This window comes from Actinoplanes sp. NPDC019969 (assembly GCF_055562375.1).
Window position 1 is genome coordinate 21,894 of the sequence record NZ_JBVHFK010000020.1, and the last position, 17,106, is coordinate 38,999.

The 17,106-nt window shown below is 64.1% G+C and carries 18 protein-coding genes; 9 read left to right on the plus strand and 9 right to left on the minus strand.

Translation table 11 applies throughout. The features are described from left to right. The 3 genes from ACZ3II_RS40020 to ACZ3II_RS40030 all read right to left on the minus strand — a co-directional run bounded on the left by ACZ3II_RS40020 (position 1) and on the right by ACZ3II_RS40030 (position 2,944). Entirely contained in the window at positions 1-393 is a 393-nt protein-coding gene (locus tag ACZ3II_RS40020; protein ID WP_465525428.1) for a pilin, read from the minus strand. A 547-nt stretch (positions 394-940) separates the two neighbouring features. After that, positions 941-1,426 (minus strand): hypothetical protein, encoded by a 486-nt coding sequence (locus ACZ3II_RS40025; protein ID WP_465525430.1) that lies wholly within the window; start codon positions 1,424-1,426, stop codon positions 941-943. 264 nt (positions 1,427-1,690) lie between these two features. After that, on the minus strand, positions 1,691-2,944 hold the full coding sequence (locus tag ACZ3II_RS40030) for a hypothetical protein (RefSeq protein ID WP_465525432.1): 1,254 nt from the start codon (positions 2,942-2,944) through the stop codon (positions 1,691-1,693). Positions 2,945-3,609: 665 nt separating this feature from the next. Here ACZ3II_RS40030 and ACZ3II_RS40035 point away from each other — a divergent pair. Together ACZ3II_RS40035 and ACZ3II_RS40040 are read left to right on the plus strand one after the other, a co-directional pair. Continuing rightward, a complete protein-coding gene (locus ACZ3II_RS40035) occupies positions 3,610-3,750 on the plus strand; it encodes a hypothetical protein (protein WP_465525434.1) in 141 nt (46 codons plus the stop codon). Between the two features lie 207 nt (positions 3,751-3,957). Beyond that, on the plus strand, positions 3,958-4,488 hold the full coding sequence (locus ACZ3II_RS40040) for a hypothetical protein (RefSeq protein WP_465525436.1): 531 nt from the start codon (positions 3,958-3,960) through the stop codon (positions 4,486-4,488). Between the two features lie 1,404 nt (positions 4,489-5,892). On the opposite strand, the gene ACZ3II_RS40045 is transcribed toward ACZ3II_RS40040, so the two are convergent. After that, the gene (locus ACZ3II_RS40045) at positions 5,893-6,411 is read right to left on the minus strand and encodes a DUF4279 domain-containing protein (protein ID WP_465525438.1); all 519 of its coding nucleotides are present in this window, start codon (positions 6,409-6,411) and stop codon (positions 5,893-5,895) included. A gap of 307 nt (positions 6,412-6,718) precedes the next feature. Between ACZ3II_RS40045 and ACZ3II_RS40050 the strand changes: the two genes are divergently transcribed. The 4 genes from ACZ3II_RS40050 to ACZ3II_RS40065 all read left to right on the plus strand — a co-directional run bounded on the left by ACZ3II_RS40050 (position 6,719) and on the right by ACZ3II_RS40065 (position 9,277). Beyond that, on the plus strand, positions 6,719-7,294 hold the full coding sequence (locus ACZ3II_RS40050) for an RNA polymerase sigma factor (protein WP_465525439.1): 576 nt from the start codon (positions 6,719-6,721) through the stop codon (positions 7,292-7,294). Then, positions 7,291-8,214, plus strand: a complete 924-nt coding sequence (locus ACZ3II_RS40055) for a hypothetical protein (RefSeq protein WP_465525440.1) — start codon at positions 7,291-7,293, stop codon at positions 8,212-8,214. The genes ACZ3II_RS40050 and ACZ3II_RS40055 overlap by 4 nt, the downstream gene beginning before the upstream one ends. 266 nt (positions 8,215-8,480) lie before the next feature. Beyond that, positions 8,481-9,092 carry a hypothetical protein gene (locus ACZ3II_RS40060; RefSeq protein ID WP_465525441.1) on the plus strand — a complete coding sequence of 204 codons (612 nt, stop codon included), beginning with the start codon at positions 8,481-8,483 and terminating at the stop codon, positions 9,090-9,092. After that, a complete protein-coding gene (locus ACZ3II_RS40065; RefSeq protein WP_465525443.1) occupies positions 9,083-9,277 on the plus strand; it encodes a hypothetical protein in 195 nt (64 codons plus the stop codon). Before ACZ3II_RS40060 ends, ACZ3II_RS40065 begins: the two co-directional genes overlap by 10 nt. Before the next feature lie 77 nt (positions 9,278-9,354). Here ACZ3II_RS40065 and ACZ3II_RS40070 read toward each other — a convergent pair whose 3' ends face one another. Both ACZ3II_RS40070 and ACZ3II_RS40075 read right to left on the minus strand, forming a co-directional pair. Beyond that, the gene (locus tag ACZ3II_RS40070) at positions 9,355-10,107 is read right to left on the minus strand and encodes a hypothetical protein (protein WP_465525445.1); all 753 of its coding nucleotides are present in this window, start codon (positions 10,105-10,107) and stop codon (positions 9,355-9,357) included. A gap of 222 nt (positions 10,108-10,329) precedes the next feature. Continuing rightward, positions 10,330-10,863, minus strand: coding sequence for a hypothetical protein (locus ACZ3II_RS40075; RefSeq protein ID WP_465525447.1), 534 nt, complete (start codon positions 10,861-10,863; stop codon positions 10,330-10,332). Between the two features lie 303 nt (positions 10,864-11,166). Here ACZ3II_RS40075 and ACZ3II_RS40080 point away from each other — a divergent pair, with 303 nt between their 5' ends. Together ACZ3II_RS40080 and ACZ3II_RS40085 are read left to right on the plus strand one after the other, a co-directional pair. Continuing rightward, entirely contained in the window at positions 11,167-11,469 is a 303-nt protein-coding gene (locus ACZ3II_RS40080; protein ID WP_465525449.1) for a transposase, read from the plus strand. Next, positions 11,466-12,365: an IS3 family transposase gene (locus ACZ3II_RS40085; RefSeq protein WP_465525451.1), complete on the plus strand. Its 900-nt coding sequence runs from the start codon at positions 11,466-11,468 to the stop codon at positions 12,363-12,365. The genes ACZ3II_RS40080 and ACZ3II_RS40085 overlap by 4 nt, the downstream gene beginning before the upstream one ends. A 46-nt stretch (positions 12,366-12,411) precedes the next feature. On the opposite strand, the gene ACZ3II_RS40090 is transcribed toward ACZ3II_RS40085, so the two are convergent. Further along, the gene (locus ACZ3II_RS40090; protein WP_465525453.1) at positions 12,412-12,873 is read right to left on the minus strand and encodes a DUF6924 domain-containing protein; all 462 of its coding nucleotides are present in this window, start codon (positions 12,871-12,873) and stop codon (positions 12,412-12,414) included. A 125-nt stretch (positions 12,874-12,998) separates the two neighbouring features. Further along, complete coding sequence (locus tag ACZ3II_RS40095) at positions 12,999-13,499, minus strand: hypothetical protein (RefSeq protein ID WP_465525455.1); 501 nt, start codon at positions 13,497-13,499, stop codon at positions 12,999-13,001. A gap of 326 nt (positions 13,500-13,825) precedes the next feature. On the opposite strand from ACZ3II_RS40095, the gene ACZ3II_RS40100 reads away from it, so the two are divergent. Then, positions 13,826-15,016, plus strand: coding sequence for a phosphorylase family protein (locus tag ACZ3II_RS40100; protein ID WP_465525457.1), 1,191 nt, complete (start codon positions 13,826-13,828; stop codon positions 15,014-15,016). A 769-nt stretch (positions 15,017-15,785) separates the two neighbouring features. Here the strand turns inward: ACZ3II_RS40100 and ACZ3II_RS40105 are convergent. After that, the gene (locus tag ACZ3II_RS40105; protein ID WP_465525459.1) at positions 15,786-17,081 is read right to left on the minus strand and encodes an IS256 family transposase; all 1,296 of its coding nucleotides are present in this window, start codon (positions 17,079-17,081) and stop codon (positions 15,786-15,788) included. Between the last annotated feature and the right edge of the window lie 25 nt (positions 17,082-17,106).

Here is a 17,106-nt window from a genome sequence, read left to right on the forward strand (position 1 = left end):
TCAGCCCCCGACGATGCCGCGGACGACCTGCAGCAGGACCGGGGCCAGCACCGCCAGGCCGTAGCCGACCAGCGCGTTCTTCAACGCGTTCTTGGATTTGTCGACCTGGGCCGGATCGCCGCCGGCAGTGGCCCAGTACACCCCCGCCAGGATCAGAAACAGCGTGGCGACACCGGCGAGAATGCCCATGATCCACATCTGCAGGTTCGTCACGACCTGCGGCAGGCTGTACGCGGCCACCGTCACCGTGCCGGGATCGGCAGAGGCGGCAACCGGAGCAAGAAGGATCAACGCGGCCACCACGGCGGGCGCGGCGATACCGGCGACTCGACGGGCCAGGGTCAGGACAGGGATGATCAGGGCACGCCGGCGTGCCCGCGGTGTGCGGTACATGAGTGGGTCACCTCCCGCCGCGGCCCGTCCTACAGGAGAGGGCCGCGGCGTTGCTCGAACGGCGAGAAGACCGCCGCCCGGGCCCCGAGACGAGGCAGCGGTCGCGACGTGAGCCGGTATCTCGGGAGGAGCTCGTCCTCCCTTGTCGGGTTCGCGATGATGAGTGTCAGCGCATCACAGACGCGGCACCCGAGATCGTCACCGGCTCACACCGACCGCACCCGACAGGTTCCGGGACCAGGCGGCGGGCGTCTCCCTCACCGGCGCCATGAGTCGGTGCCGCGACGGATCCGCACCCTCAAACCGGGGCTTGTCGGCTCCCGCGAACACTCGCCCACCTGACACGGATCTGACCCAATCCTGACAAGCCTGTCAGTGCGGCCCGGAATCCGCTCCGGGACCGCGCAGGGTGACTTCGCAGGGTCAGATCATCGGCGTGAGCGTGGGACGCGCTGAAGGGCGGGTGACGTCAAGCGACAAGGAGGAATGCACCCGATCGAGTTGGCCCCCGAAGCCAGCAACAGACCCCGGTCAGACCGCCACTGAGCTATGCATGATCGAAGGTGCGGCGGAGCGTGAAAGGCGGCGCGGTGTCATCCATCGGCTCCACGCTGCCGCCGGGCTCTGCCGCATAGGCATGACCGTCCTGCACGTAGAAGTTCAGCCAGGGGTGCAGCGACAGCTCCTCCCGCGCCTGACCGATCCACCCCTGCGTCAGCGACCACCGCGCCAGCCAGGCCGGCACCACCGACATCAGCTCATACATAACATCGTCGAGAACGAACGTCCGCACGAACAGCCCCCACGAGCCGGGCCGGTTCACATACGGCTGCTGAGCAATCAACGATCGCACGCTGCCGCCGGGCAGAGCATCGTCCGGCTCCGTGAACAGGCAAGGCCGGTCGATCTCCAGCTCAGCCTCTTCAGGCAGCTGCTCAGCCAGACCGAGGTGGAAACGGAGCTCCTCCAGCAATGATGCGGGCACGTCCGGGCGCAGACGCAGCGAGAGTGTCCACTCGTAATGCAAGCTCACCGGCTTCCACCCGTTCACCGCTCGGCCTGGTCCACTGGCAGGTATCGGCAATGTAGCGCCCAGGGACAGACGGGTCCTTCACAGGCGGAAGCCCCGGAGTCATCGGCGAGCCCGAGCGCGCCGGCTCACCCACTTGGGCCACGGCCGACGCGGCCCCGGTCAGGAGCCCGATTCGTCAGCCTCCGGTAGCCGGCTCTTCCGTGAGACGCGCGTTCCGCCGCCCGGTGATCGCCGCCGGCGCAGGGACCCGGCGGCGGTCATCGGTCAGCCCACCAGGTCGCGGTAGGTGGCCGTCAGCCGTGACGGGTCCAGACCGGCGCCCTTCAGTGTCACGTTGAGGGGGCCGTCCACCAGCTCTCGCTCCGTGCTGTTGCACAGCGTCACGTACAGGTCCGCGGCTTTCTGCCGGCCGCCGACCTTCTCGGCGGCCAGGAAGTAGGCGGCGCCCAGCTCATAGTTGAAGTTCGTCCGCTCGTTGCCGCCGGTGTGGAAACCGGCGTTGGTAGGAAAGAGTGTGGCCGGCCGGAACCTCGTCATGTTGCGGCGCACATAGGCGGCACCGGCCTGCGCCGAGCCCGGCTCGGCCAGGTGCTCGACCCAGCGGGCGAAACCCTCGATCACCCAGCTCGCCTGATCGTTGCCCGGAACTTTGGGGTCGCTGGTGAGCTGCAGGTTGTAGAGCAGATGGGGGCCGAGCGCGTGGGCCATCTCGTGCGCTGCGACCTTCTCGATCTCTCGCGCCCCGATCTTCGTCATGTCCAGCGTGATCCTGGCCCCGGCGGTGAGCTCCAGGTGGCGCGGCTTCGCCGGGTCGTCGAGGGACCGGCCCCGGTCGCGTACGGCCCGGCGATGCTCCCCGTTTTCGTCGGCCAGTCCGGGGAACGTGGCCACTCCGATGGCGTGCTCGACACTGTTGACACCGAACCAGCGCCGGAACTGCCGCTCGTCGCCGAGGAAGAGGGTGAAGTCCGTGGCGCCCTTGCGGTTGCCCCACACCGAGACGACCAGTTGCCGGGCCCGGGTCACCGCCGCCAGGTAGGCGCCCGGATCCCAGAGGCTGTCCTGCGCGGCCACCACGGTCACACCGTTGCCCCGCGCTACCCGCAGCGGCACATCGTCCCAGGGGGTGTTGAACGTCCGGTCCTGCTGGTCGCCCATCACGTGCCCCGCAGACGCGGTGATCATCGGCCGGTCCCCGCGGATGTCGATCTTCCACTGGTGGTAGCTGCCCGAGTTCGCCACATCCGACGGCAGGCGCACAGCTTGCCTGACGAGGTAGGTGGAGGTGTCGCTCGGGACGGTCGTGGGGACGAAGACGAGCCGGAAGTGAGCGGGGTTCAGCAATCGGAGGTTGCGAAACCGCATCCGCTCGAACTCCACGGCCGCGGTCGCGGTGGGATCGATGTCGGCCAGCCAGCCCGCCTCGTCGCCGGCCATCATCGCAGCACTGCGCCGGGCGGCGATCTCCACGCCCGCCTTGATCTTGCGCTCGTTGGCCTGCTCCCACGACAGGGACATCTCGGTGGAACTCGCAGGTCCGGGCTTCGGCTGATCTTTCCTGCTGGTCACCACGATGGCGGCGCCTACTACCAGTAGGACGGAGAGACCAACAGCCAGGAGCACCCACAGGCGGTTCGAGAACACCGGCTCCTCGGGCCCGACCGCACCCGATGCGGCTACGGTGCTCCGCGCCTGGCTATCCGCGCCGTCATCCATCCGCATCCCCCGATCGATTGAAGCTGGCCGATCATATCGGCCAGCGTCGAGGCTGCTGTCGCTCGTTGACCCCTCATGCCGCAGCCCGGTGTCGGCGTACGGATTCCAGTGGAGAGATTTGCGACGCGAAGCGCTGCAGGGCCAGAAGTTTGGCACCCCCACCACCGCTCACAAGGAGCAATCGACGGGTGTCAGCCGACGCCCGGATCGCGGCAGAAGAGGTTATTCGATCTTGAGCAACCGCCGCAGCATGCCCTGTGACACGAACTCCCCCAACCTACCGTCATCGCGAACGCCCCCTGCCGCAACCACGCGATATGCGGCATGACAGTGCGTTGCGGGACGGAGGGGATTTGGACCCCCGGTGAGGCATGGCATGCCAGTGGCCCCACGCGTCTTCACGAGCAACCAGACGGTGCTCTTTAGAACTTCAACGGCGAGGGTTTGGCGTGGAACATAATCCAGTCATGACCGAGTTCCACCCTTATTACCTGGTTGTCATACTCATCTACGCCGCCGGTCTTGCGATCATGTATTGGTTGATCCGGTTGGCGGTTCGGCACGCCATCGCCGACGCGGACAGGCGCCGCCAAGGACCTTCCTCCTGAGGCCGAGTCCGCTGCTGACAGGCCGATAGAAGACTCCGGCCATACCCGCACAGCCCACTTGGAACACGCGATCGTGGGGTGCTCGTCACGATAGGACGCCAGCCCGTCATGGTTGTCCACCGGCCGTGACGGCGGCGGCCCAGTCCTGGAGCGGATCGCGGCAGATCCGGATGTTTCGGCGCATGCAAAGGAATTAGCGTCACAGTCATGACCGACCATGGTGATGCCGACCTCGCCCTCCTGCTTCACCGCCACGTCACCGATCTCTTCACGTGGTTGAGTCACTACCCGAAGGGCCAGGTTGACCTGAATGCTGTGGCATCCGTCAAGCGAGACATCGACTGGACCGCCGGCCAGCTTCCTGACTGCCCTCACGCACCACAGCTCGCCAACAAATCTGGCAGCGAGACGCTCAAGCGCGTAATCAGCCTGCTCGTTGACATCGCCTGGTGGCTCGACACCTGCCCGGACGAGGATGTCGACGAGTGGGTAGTCGGAAATCTCCAGGAGGGCACCGCCTACCTCATCACAGAGATGCCCGACCAACAGCGAAGCCGGCTCCTGGAAATTCTCGAGGGACTCGCCGCCACGGAGCAGCACGACGGCCGCCGGTACGAGATGCGGTTCCTCCCCTTCGCAATGGGCCTCGTCGAGACGGAACCCAAGGAGGCGAAGCCGCTCACTCGGCGATGGATCCGGCCTCAGGACCGAAATCCCGGTTTGGCGGCCGAAGAGTAACCCATATGCACATCGTGGTGGCACCGCGCACGATCGGCGGCAGATCAGTAATTCCTGGGAGACTTCTCGCCCTGTTCACGTCTGCCAGCATGGGGCCGTACGTGGAAGTGGAGACGCTACGGTGCAGGTCAGGGTAGGAATGAGAGCGTGACTCCGAGGGGATTGGCGGCGCTTGCCGTTGTAGCCGTCATCTCGCTCTCCGGGTGTAGCGATGAGGATGCGCCGGTGAACGTGCCGGCTGTGACCTCGCCATCTCCTCCGGTGCAGGTCAGCGATGGACCGACTACCGCAGGGATCTTGGCTCGTCTTATGGGACGCACCGGCCAGTGGCAGGCGTCGTTTGGCAAGCCAGGTGAGCAGGGCACTCTCACGGTCCGATACCGATGCACTGGCGGCGGGAAGATCACAGTCGGTACCTCGGGTGGGGCCGAAACGGTCGAGGCCAAGAGCAGCTGCGATGGTGTCCCCAGGCTTCTCAGCGGCGAACCGGTCGGGGCGTCAGCCGGAACCGTAACCGTCACGGTCGAGCCCGATGGAACCCAGCGCTGGTCACTGCTCGTCTTACAGGGTCCGATCAACACGAGTGACGGCTGGCCGAAGGACGCCCCGGAGATTGAGCCCAGCGGCTGAGGCTTGGGCGGGTCTTCCCGACTCCGGGTTCACGCTCCCTCATGTCGGCGCCTACGCCATCGCGCCGGCTCCGTTCCGAACTCGCAAAGTAACGGACGGCGGCATGTGAGTGAACAGCGGAGACGCGCTACACGGACGCCGAGGGCTAGGAGGAGATCGTTCGCGATCATCCGACCATTGTTTGTCCGGGGCGGACAAATTGTTGCATGAACAGCATCCGATGCCACATCATCCTCACCATGACCGGGACCTCGAAGGCATTTCCCACTTGCACTGAATCAGTAGCTCTGTCTGCCGACGAGTTGATTTGAATCAACGATCGGGAGGATCAGGAATTTGATTTCTGGCATCCGGGCCGATGCGAATATGAAGTAGGACATATTGGACAGCATGCGGCGTTAGTTGCCGTCCCCTACGGCGCGGAGAAGGCATCTGATATCGAGAGAAGCGCCTGGCTGTTTTGGGGTGGCCTTGCGGAACGACGCATCGAGGAAGTCGCACTATGTCCTCTGGAGGCGCTCGGAAAGGATGACGTATTCTGCGCCTGGCCCCTCGATCATCCGGGAACTCACGAGTATCAACTCCGTCCGCTCGGATCAGCCGACTCCGCTACGCAGTAGTCCTTCTTAAGTGCCTTCGAACGTCCTGAGAATCCCACTCATCTTGGCATGACAAGACCCTGGTCCTCAGCTGTCGACCGCCGCCCGTGACTACGGCGCCAGCCGAGCGCGAACAGCGGTAGTTGAGTACGGTACCCGGGAAAGGCCGTGAGCATCAATCAGGCAAGTCGACGTACTGGTCATGATCAATCATCACGTTGAGTCGAGCCAGTCGCTTCAAGGTATCTGCTGTGTACGTGATAGCGGCGGTGGAGACGTGGATCCCCCCATCCTCGGTATGGCGGTCCCCGCTCATCTCGATGACCACGTTGATCCCGACACGCATCCCCAGGGCGGCGCAGGCCTCGACGATGCCCGCGGCGTGAGGCTCGATCTCGTCCAGGAGCCCGGTGACTACTTCCTCGGTGAGATACGTTCGAATCTCGGGTGACTCGTACGTCCAGCTACTGAATCGCTGCGGCTCGGGACGTCCGGCTCGCATATCGCCTCGTCGCCACGCTTCGGTCGGTTGCAGGCCGACCAAGCGGGTGACATCGTCTGGCTCGAACGCCATGAGATCAAGATCTTCGATGTCGTACGGCGGCTCGCCCGCATCGACATCCTTCTCGAAGTAGAGGTAAGCCCGTTGTCTGCAGTCCGCGGCCGGCGCAGTGGAGTGCTCGTCATCTGCCACCAACGGAGAGATTAGGTCAAGCCCTATCGCCGGGTCGCGGCGATTAGCCCGCCTTCGCGTGCCCGCTCGTTTCAACGCAGTCGGGTAGCCCCGACGCATTGCTGCGCCGAGGCCCCCTCAAGGGATCGACGAGTCCGGTGGCAGACGCCGGACCGGGCCGTCTCTGACCTTCCTGGTGGCCGTCGCCGTTGTCGGCCGAGCGGCGTGAACCGGTCAGCGTCGAGATGGCGAGACATCACCACACTGCTCAGGTGACTGGAGGACCGAGTATGGCTTCAACGAGACGGCGTCGCCGGTGATGCTGGACATGGGTCAACGCGAATCCGACTCTGCCGTAATAGAGGCGTCGGGCCGCGACCCGGAGATGTTCGGGCTCATCTACGATCGGTACGCGGCGATGCTGTACCGGTTTGCCTTCCGGCGCCTTGGTCCGGAGGCGGCCGAGGACGTGGTGGCGGAGACTTTTCTGGCGGCATTCCGGCGGCGGGCCAGTTACGACATCGACCGCGCCGACGCCCGGCCCTGGCTGTTCGGGATCCTGGTCAAGGAGATCAGCCGGTACCACCGTATCGAGGACGCGCGATTGCGCGCGGCCGCCGCGGTGAGGGCTCCGCGGGACGACGAGGGCCTGGCCGACCGGGTAGTGGAGGTGGTCAGCGCGGGCGCCGCCGGTGGTGTGCTGGCGGCGGCCTTGGCTGAGCTGAAGGGCCGCGACCGCGACGTGCTGCTGCTGATCGCGTGGAGCGATCTGAGCTACGACGAAACCGCAACCGCCCTCGGCATCGCGATCGGGACGGTGCGCTCCCGGCTGAACCGTGCTCGCCGCCAGATCCGTGAGGCGTTGGGCAGTACTGACCCGACCCGCATGACGGAGGACTCATGACCGACGAACTGCACCTGCTCGACCGGCTCGGCACCCAGCTCGATCCGCCGGACAGTCCGCCCGCGGCGTTGCGCTCCCGGGTCATGGCGGAGTTCGTGGCCGACGGCACGCTGCCGCGCCGCCGCGCCCTTGCCGGATGGATGCGCCAGCCGCGGTCGCCGGGAGGCACGACCCGGTCCTGGTGGCTGCTGCCAGGGCTGGTAGCAGCCGTCGCGGCGGTTCTGGTCGGGCCTTTCATCGTGGGCCTCTGGCCGGGAGGTGGGTCGCGGACCGCTCCGGTTCCGGATTCGGCACCGGCGACCTTCGTGCCCGGCGCCACCGCGGCGCGCGCGGTGGACACGTCCGTATTCGGAGAGGCCGGCTCCGATCGCTCCGATCACATGGTGTTCGGCAGCCCGGAGGCTCTGGCGGCGGACAAGAACGTCACGGCGGTATTCGCCGGGCAGGTCGTGGGCTTTACTCAGGGACGTACGCTGTCCGGTGCTGGATCAGAACAACAGCACGTCGTCATGAAAGTCGCGGTAAGTAAGGCCATCAAGGGGCCGGATGGCGATGGAGGCTTCGCGTACGTCGAAATGGCGCAGCCGATCTGCGCCGGCGACGTCCCGTGTTCAACCGTTGCCGACTTCAACAAGGCTGTCCCCGCCGGCGCGAAGCTCATGGTTTTCGGAGAGGACGCCACAGAGGTGGCGCCTGCCGGCGGACGGTTCGTCAACAACCAGGCCGGCCGACCGGCCGGCACCCGTCTCCTCCAGCCGACTCCCCAGGGCCTGCTCTTCGAGAGCACAACTGCCGAAGGCCCGACCATCGTGGGCGCCTATGAGAAGGTCGAGGATATGCCAATCGGATGGCACAAAGATCTTCCAGCCGGAATCGACGGCCTTGCAACGCGACTGAAGGCGGCTCAGATCGACAACTGATACAGCCGTGAACTGATCTGAGCGGCCACTGACCCGCAACGTCTACAAGTGTGGAGCCTAACCGCGTGCTCGTCTCGGCCCGACAAGATGCCGGCCAGTCACCACCACCGGAAGCTGTGACGGAGGAGGCCAGCCACCAGGCACATCGCGGCAAGAGAGTATGTCCGGAGGTCGGGCATGGTTGCTGGTCCGCCGATTCGAGCGCTGCAGGGATGCGCCACACTTCAACCTCACCAGTCGAACACTCCGGGGGAACCATGCGTCGTGTGGTGCGATACGAGCCGGCCGCTGGTGCGGTCGACGCGCCGGTTACCAAGCTGGGCGGTAAGCCGACCTGGCTGCAGGAACCGCAATGGCCGATGTCCCGGTCATGTGACCGGCCGATGCCGTTCATCGGGCAGTTTCGCCTTGATGACGGCAATGGTGAAATTCGTTTGGCGTACGTGTTCATGGCAGACCCCTTCCTCTTCGACATGGAGGACGAGGAGGCCGCCGCCGGTGACGGACCCGAGGAATGGGACGAGGACGCCCACGCGATCGACGACACCTTCGAGCCGGAGGGAGGTGAGAATGCCGTCATCATCCAGCCGGGTGGGCGCGTCCCGTCATTTGTCGTCGTGCAAGGCGAACGCGCCGGGTCCGCGTTTACGGAGGACCACCTGCCCGTGGACGTGGCGTCCGGCACGGGAGACATGCCGTTGGAGTTCCTGGGCGGGGATCCCGTATGGCTTCAAAGCCCGGATCCGCCCGGCTCGGACTGGCAGCTGGTCGGTCAGCTGAGCGATCGCCTCGGGCACAACTTCGGAGATGGAGGAGTCGCCTACATCTTCGTCTCAGCCGACGGCGCAGAGGGACGTTTCCTCTGGCAGTGTCACTGACGATCCGGCTGGCCGAGGATTCGGCGAACCGCGGGCAGGCTGGCGAGGACGGCATTGTCGGGCTGGCGCTGGACCTTCTCCACGGCATCCACCTGCTGCCGGGCCCCGATGGGCGCTTCCTGCATTACGATGCTCGGCCGCGCCCCTGGCTGAAGGAACTCCAACACCGCAGCGCCCCTGAGTGACCTCACGACCGGCGGCAGTTGAGTAAGTGATCAGCGCGGGTAACTGATGAAGGAAGCCGCGATATCGATCACGCGCCTTACCACAGTTCGAGCTGGTCAGGATCTTTTATCAACCAGGCCAATGGCGACGGCCGGACATCGAGCGGAGGGCGGTCCAGGTCCTGAAGAAGCGTGAAGTAGCTCCGGGCCAGGGAAGGTAGCTTGGCCGCGGGGCGTTGCTGGTCGACGATGTGGGACCAGATGACGTTTTCTACCCAGTAGCGGTACAGGAAGTGCTCGAAGCTCGGCGCGATCCAGTATGCGGCGTCCGCGAACTCTGTCGGCGTGCACGAGGGTGATTCTTCGGGCTCCTCGTCGCGATCCGGAGTGAGCGGCCCAAAGCTACCGAGTACAGGACAGGTGCCGTCAGCGGCGAGGTAGAGGTATGCCTGCCAGTCGGCACCGTGCGCGTCGACCATGAATCCCAGCAGCCAGCCGTGCTGTTCGGCTGGGCTGAGGGCAGGCCCGGACATCCGCCACTTGTCGAAGGGCGAAGGAACCATCTGCTGTAGCGCGGTACTGCTCATGAACGTAACGAATGAGGCTGGCAGGTACAGGCCGCAGCGTGCCAGCCGGTGGTCTAGCTCGTACATCGCTAGTCTCGGGACTGCGCAGGGCTTCATGTACCGGGCGTCCGGTCCCGCCGCGTCGGCGGTGAGCCAGTCGAGATCACCGGTGAACAGCTGTTCCGGAAGTTGCGGTAGACGGCCATACGTTTCGTCGTTGCAGATCCCGTGCGGGGTGAAGTCGTGTTGCAGGACCGTCGACCAATATCGTTGCAGGCGCAGCACCCGGCCCATGATAGGCAGCCAGCAGGGACCTCGGCAGGCCCGGTGAACAGCCCGGGCGGATCGACGCCTATGCGAATACATCCCTCCAGGCGTCACGAGACCCCGGACCGCCGCAGCCGGCCACCGGTTGATACGACGGTGACAGCCCGAGCACCAACAGCGGCAGAAGAGGGCGGCCGCCTAGCGGGAAGCACGGGAAATCTCACGCCAGGGTGGCCTGCCTCAACGATGGGCGACAAGCCGCCGGTTCAGCTCGGCGAGCAGCGCCGACGGTCCGGGCGTCATCAGGCCGACGTCGACGATGAACACGGGGCTGCCCGAGCGTCGACGTACCCGTGGTGCCCACGCCGGAACGGCGGCGACGGTAGCGGCGTTCAGGCTCGTGGGAGTTATCAGCAGCTCGGTCAACGGGCCGGTGTAGCGCAGCCCGGCCGACTGAACCGCCGACCACGGCAAGAACACCGGTTGGCGGCGGGTGGCCGCGAACTCCAAGCCGGCGGCCGAGGCGCGTATCCAGCCGAGATTGCGACCGGCGCTGAGGACGGCTCCGGTTGCTGCGGCGATCGCCGTCAGCAGCACCCAGATCACCGTTTCAGTGAAGTCCCACTCCTCTAGCGAAAGACCGATCGCGATCCCGCGGACCAGCAGAAACACGGGAATCAAGATCAGTGCCATCCGCAGCCACAGCCGGGGCCGGCGCAGACGGAATGTCACCGCGTCGCCGGCTGGGGCGGGGATGAGATCAACGGTGGCCATCGGGGAAGTATCCGCAGCCTGGCTCGTCCTCGGATCAGCCGAATGATCACAGCCCGAACCGTGATCGCAGGCCATTGTCGGTTTCCGGCGCATCTCGGTCGACTCTCTAGCCGAGCCTCATCGGCGGGATACGACGTCAAGCCGTCACAGCTCACCAACCGGCCGCGCCCGCAGCAATCGGTCCGGAGCGCGATCAGCGGCAGATGAACGCACCAGACTGGGCGTGGGCCTGCCCCGTTTTGACGGACATCCAAGATCAGGGGACCTGGGGTCTCCGGGAGGATGTCCAGCATCATGGAGAACGTGGGAAAGAAGCGATCGCGGCCGCGGCGGGCGTTCACGCCCGAGTTCAAGGCCGAGATCGTCGAGTTGTGTCAGCGCGGTGACCGCACCGTCGGGCAGGTAGCGAAGGACTTCGACCTGACCGAGACCGCGGTGCGGGCCTGGGTCAAGCAGGCCGACGTCGACGCCGGCACCCGCACGGACGGGCTCACCTCCGACGAGCGGTCCGAGCTGGCCCGGCTACGGGCGGAGAACCGCCGCCTGCAGCAGGACGTCGACATCCTCAAACGGGCGACGGCTTTCTTCGTGAGGGAGACCCGGTGAACGTGTATCCGTTCATCGCCGCGGAGCAGGCCGGCAAGCACAACGTCAAGCGTGCCTGCGAACTGCTCGAGGTCTCCCGGTCCGCCTACTACCAGCACGCCCGCGGCGAGCAGTCCACCCATGCTCGGGTCGACGCCCAGCTCACCGAGCAGGTGATCGCGGTGCACGCCGCGTCGAACGGCACTTACGGGGCGCCGCGTATCCATGCCGAACTCGCTGCGGCCGGGCTGCGGCATGGGCGTAAACGGGTCGCCCGCCGGATGCGCCAGGCCGGGATTCGTGGCAAGAGCCCGCGCCGCTGGAAGACCACCACGGTTCCGGATCCGAATACCGGGACCCGGCCGGACCTGGTCGACCGCGACTTCACCGTCGACCCTGCGGCGGTCGACACCCGCTGGTGCGGCGACATCACCTACATCAACACCTGGGAAGGGTGGCTCTACCTGGCCACCGTCATCGACCTCGCCTCCCGCCGCGTGGTCGGCTGGGCCACCGCCGACCACCTCCGCACCGACCTGGTCGACGCCGCCCTGAACGACGCCATCGCCCGGCGCCGACCCCCCGACGGGTTGATCTTCCACTCCGACCGCGGCTGTCAATACACCAGTGCTCAGCATGCCCGCCTCGCACAGCGGCACGGCGTCCGGCTCAGCGTCGGCCGGCGGGGACAGTGCTGGGACAACGCGGTCGCCGAATCGTTCTTCGCCACGATCAAGACCGAGCTGATCCACCGCCAGTCCTGGCCCACCCGCAAGGCCGCTCACCAGGCCGCATTCGAGTACATCGAAGGCTGGTACAACACCCGCCGCCGGCACTCCAGCCTCGGCTACCTCAGCCCCGCCGCCTACGAGACCGGCACCGACATCAACCCGCTACCCGCCCTCAAGATAGCCTGAAGATCAACTCATCGACCCCGTCCGTCGAAACGGGTCAAGCCCAGCGTTACTCGAAGCCGCGGAAGATGCCGTCGCTGTCTACATTCTCGGCGAACTCCTCCCAATCCATGTTCGAAATCGTGAGGTTGTTCTGAACCGACCACATCTCTGACGGCACGACTCGGAACGTGGCACCGTACTGAGGCCCCTTGCCCTGATCCTCCAGACCTTCCACGTAGTCGTAGAGGTTGACCACCAGGAGCGGGCGGTCCGGGTGGGTCAGCGTCTTCGCGTCGACGAGGAAGGCGACGGCGTGATCCACGTCTTCAGGCACCATTTCCACCAGTTGTGACGGCGTGATCTTCTCGTACGCGCGGTTATCCACGAACGCAACGAACGCCATAAACCCTTCCTCCGTCTGCGGTTCAGCGATTGCCACCTGAATCTCATCCCATTCCTGTGGATGAGTGAAGTCAGTGCGGATAACTAGAGAAACGTCGGAGTTCTGGTGCCATATGCGATCGTCCACGCCCGCGAGGGTAGGCCAAGCCGACGGTATCGACGTCCTCTCATCGGCACGAAAAGACGCTGGCCAGTCACCGCCGCCTGCCAGCAGCGACGGCGCCGGCTGGCCACCGCGCGGATCGCGGCAGATCAGTGCGTTGCAGCTCGTCCACCGATTCCCGCTTTGATGACGGCGATGGTCAGCACGATCGGAAACTCCTTGTCCATCTGACCGAGGAGCAGAGTAACGACGCGATGTTCGTGAAGCCAGGCCGGAACCTGGTTATCACCGGTGAACATGGCAAGGTCGTATTCGAGCAGTGAGACGCTCTCGTCGTCGGCTGTGACCCGGTCGTACTCCGCTTGGAAGGAGTACTGCTGGGGTGGCCCCCATCGAGCCGTCAGCGCGCCAACGATTTCTTGCCGCTGCTGGTCGAAGCGGTTGTATGCGTCGTTGTATAGCTGCGAAGCAGTGAGGTCGTAGTCAGCGGGTGTCTCGTGCAGACTCTGGAAAACCGCGATTGGGGCAAAGTGTGCTTCTGTTCCGCTCTGGCATTCGCCTTCTAGCCAGTCGCTGACCTCAGGCGCCTCGCGGATAAAGGGGCGCGAGAGAAGCTCCTCGGCTGACGCCACGACTCCCTCGATATTCACCACCGGAGAGTACCGGCCGGATGGTGCCCGGACAGCGATATGAGCAAAGCAGATTGGCTGCGGAGTCAAACGCTCACGGGCCGGGAGTGATACGCCAAGTGGGTCGCCACCACGGAAGAAGTCAAAACTTCGGTGGTGGGGCGGGCTTACAGCCGACCACCGCAACGAGCCGACGCAACCGATCAGCGGCATGTGAGCGCAGTATCAGAAGTGCTTCTGTGGCGTACCTTGTCTACTGATGCGATTGGTCGGTAGGAGTGCGTTCCCAGCTTTCGAGTTTTAGCGAAAAACTCAAGATCACCGCTCGCTGCGAATAGTCTGGTGCGATGCTTCCCGACGATGGTGATGCGCACACGATACGCGTAGTCGATTTGGCTGAGGTTCTTCTCGATTTGAAAGAGATCCTTAACCTAGCCGCGTTCGACGCATACATTTTCGGATCGCGCCGACGCCGCGCATCGAACCCGATTTCGGATATCGATATACTGCTATTCGGAAGCGTTGACGCCACCCCAGACCGGGTTCGACGGATAAGGGAACTTGAGCCATACCTGGATATATTCTGCGGGGAAGATGGATCGGTACGAAGTGTCATCAACGACTCCGCTTTGTCTCGGCCGACACAGGAGGACTTACTTGCCACCCTAGATGCGGTCCCTTTATTTCTCAACGGAACCTGGCAGACTGAAGCGGATGTACACAGGATTCAAGAGGTTCAAGCCGATTTCAATCCGGCTAAAACGGTGTTGGATAATTACCTTGAGCTCCGTCTAGCTCCTCCCGATATAAGAGCCGACTTGCTTGTGGTTACGGCACTGCCCGAGGAGTTCAGAGCTGCTACGCGGGCGCTCGGTAGCCGCCCTCCTCTTGGGGGAGCCGTCACACGTTCGAAGATCACTGACAGGTTTGGCTACATATGGAAAATCGAGATCGTACTCATTGGATCCATGGGGTCGGTGCCCGCCGCGTTAGTCACGCAGGAAGCGCTCATCCGAACGAAAGCGTCTCACGTGGTGCTACTAGGGATTGCAGCTGGGGTGCCCGGACGAGTAGATCTTGGTGATGTGGTTGTTCCCGAACAGATTCTCTACTATGAGTCACAGAAGCTGACCGAAGAGTCCGAGGAGAACGCTCCTTCTTGGCGACACACGCATGATCCCGTTAGAGTTGCCGCATCTATAATCTCCAATCTTGGGGGCTTGGAGGGAAAGCGAAATCGTGTCAAGATTCACGCGGATGCAGTGATTGCCAGTGGTGATAAAGTCGTAGCGTCACAAGAGTTTCGTGACAAGATCTGTTCAGCTCATCGAAAGACTATTGCCCTCGATATGGAATCGTACGGAGTTGCGCGAGCGGCAGAGCGCATGGGAAGCCGAGTGACGATTATTAAGTCAATATCCGATTTCGCCGATTCGTCGAAAAACGACGACTTTCACGATTTCTCCGCGATGGCATCTGCGGCGACATTCAGATATCTCCTTACCGGCGGAGCATTTCAGCAGCCTACGGGAATTTAGAGAAGCACTCACATCGGCAGTTGAGGACGTCGCACAGCTGCCCGGTGCCGTGTGGCTGCCGCCGGAACGTTCACTGACGACGACTTGCCGGTTACTCAACGACCGGCCACTCTACGGGATGGCAATGCTGCGGGGTCACCGGATTTCGTGCGCGACCTCGATAGGCCCGACTAAATACGTGTTGAACTCGTGCATGCCCTCTGCTGGCACCCACAACATAGGAGCGGCGGAGCCACCGAACGACCGCGTCGAGTAGCGCCTAATGAAGTCGGTCTCGGTGTATAGGCGAAGGACGTATCTGTTCCCCGTGCCTAAGGAGTTCCAATGCTGAGCCTGAGATATAGCGAAGTCTTCATGGAGGATCGGATAAAAGTACAAGCGCCCGCGCGGTACCGGCGGCCACTGCCGCCATCCGGACGCGCGAATGTAGTCAATTTCGCGAGTCCCAGCAGGATGCCACAAAGTTGTAGTTTTGCCACCTTCGCTCACGCCTATCTCACCACTCCGCTTGATAATGGTTGTGATGTCCTACGCGACAGTGTCGCGGCCCGCGCCTGGGACGGGAAGCAGTAGCTGGGGCCCAGCAGCGTGCAGCCGAACCCAAACTGAGCCTGTCGAGGTCCATGCGTGCAGTTCATGCGCACTCAACTCGGCAGATCCGGTCATCCACTACGCCAACGCGGTGCCTCTGCGTTTCGACAAGCTCCTCGCGATTAGCCTGCGCAGACGCGCCGGGTCCGTACCGTGATCGGTGTTTCCGGCTCTTCGGTCAGTAGGTTTCGGCGGCCGGCCAGCGGTCACCGAAGGTGATGGCGAAGGCGTTCAGCACGGGCTTCCAGCGCATCGTCCACCGGGTGCGGCCGGCCCCGGTCGGGTCCAGGCTGCGGGTCACAAGGTACAGGCATTTCAGCGCGGCCTGCTCGCTTGGGAAGTGCCCGCGTGCGCGGACGGCACGCCGGTAGCGGGCATTCAATGATTCGATCGCGTTCGTCGAGCAGATCACCCTTCTGATTTCGACGTCGTAATCGAGGAACGGAATGAACTCGTTCCACGCGTTTCGCCACAACCGGATCATCGCCCGATATTTGCTTCCCCATTTCTCGTCGAGGTCGTCCAGAGCGGCGAGCGCGGCGTCAGCGTTCACCGCCGTGTAGATCGGCTTAATGTCTCGTTTGATCGCGTCGGCATCCGCCCGTGACGTCAGACGGAAGGTGTTCCGGATGAGGTGAATGATGCAGGTTTGGACAATCGCTTCCGGCCACACCGCCTCGACGGTGTCCGGCAGGCCTTTCAAGCCGTCGCAGACGACGAAGAAAACGTCCCGCACGCCCCGGTTCTTCAAGTCGATCAGGACGCTCATCCAGAACTTGGCGCCCTCGCCGCCGGAACCGGCCCAGAGGCCCAGCACGTCCTTGCGGCCGTCCACGGTGACCCCGATGGCCGCATAAATCGGCCGGTTGGCGACTTGACCCTCACGCACCTTGACCATGATGGCGTCGATGAACACCGCCACGTACACGCTGTCGAGTGGCCGTGTCGACCATTCGTTCATCTCGGCCACGACCTTGTCGGTGATCCGCGAGATCGTTTCCTTCGACACCGACGCCCCGTAGATTTCCGCGAAATGCGCGGAGATCTCCCCGGTTGTCATTCCTTTCGCGTACAACGACAGAACAATCTCGTCGACCTCGGTCAACCGGCGCTGCCGCTTCTTGACGATCTGCGGCTCGAACGTGCCCTCCCGATCTCGGGGTACATCAATCCGGACTTCGCCGGCCGCATCCGAGATCACCGTCTTCCCGCGGCTACCGTTGCGCACATTCGTCGACTCACGTCCCGGCTCGGCCTGGTTCTTCTCATGACCGAGGTGCTCGGTCATCTCCTCGTTCAGCGCCGTTTCCAGGACATTCTTGGTGAACAGCTTCAACAAGCCGTTCGGGCCGGTCAGTTCCAGCCCGCGCGCCTTGGCCTCGGCCACCATCGCCGCCGCGGCGGCCTGCTCCGGCGACAGCTGCCGCCCGTCACCCTCGGTCTTTCTCCGTGGACTCACAACGTTCGATGTCATCACTCACAGTGCCCATCCCGCCAGG

Excerpts from the sequence above, each read along its gene's own strand:
- ACZ3II_RS40055 (WP_465525440.1), top strand. The coding sequence starts at position 7,291 with ATGACCGACGAACTGCACCTGCTCGACCGGCTCGGCACCCAGCTCGAT.
- ACZ3II_RS40105 (WP_465525459.1), bottom strand. The coding sequence starts at position 17,081 with ATGACATCGAACGTTGTGAGTCCACGGAGAAAGACCGAGGGTGACGGG.
- ACZ3II_RS40035 (WP_465525434.1), top strand. The coding sequence starts at position 3,610 with ATGACCGAGTTCCACCCTTATTACCTGGTTGTCATACTCATCTACGCC.
- ACZ3II_RS40075 (WP_465525447.1), bottom strand. The coding sequence starts at position 10,863 with ATGGCCACCGTTGATCTCATCCCCGCCCCAGCCGGCGACGCGGTGACA.
- ACZ3II_RS40050 (WP_465525439.1), top strand. The coding sequence starts at position 6,719 with ATGGGTCAACGCGAATCCGACTCTGCCGTAATAGAGGCGTCGGGCCGC.
- ACZ3II_RS40100 (WP_465525457.1), top strand. The coding sequence starts at position 13,826 with ATGCTTCCCGACGATGGTGATGCGCACACGATACGCGTAGTCGATTTG.
- ACZ3II_RS40020 (WP_465525428.1), bottom strand. The coding sequence starts at position 393 with ATGTACCGCACACCGCGGGCACGCCGGCGTGCCCTGATCATCCCTGTC.
- ACZ3II_RS40030 (WP_465525432.1), bottom strand. The coding sequence starts at position 2,944 with ATGTCCCTGTCGTGGGAGCAGGCCAACGAGCGCAAGATCAAGGCGGGC.
- ACZ3II_RS40040 (WP_465525436.1), top strand. The coding sequence starts at position 3,958 with ATGACCGACCATGGTGATGCCGACCTCGCCCTCCTGCTTCACCGCCAC.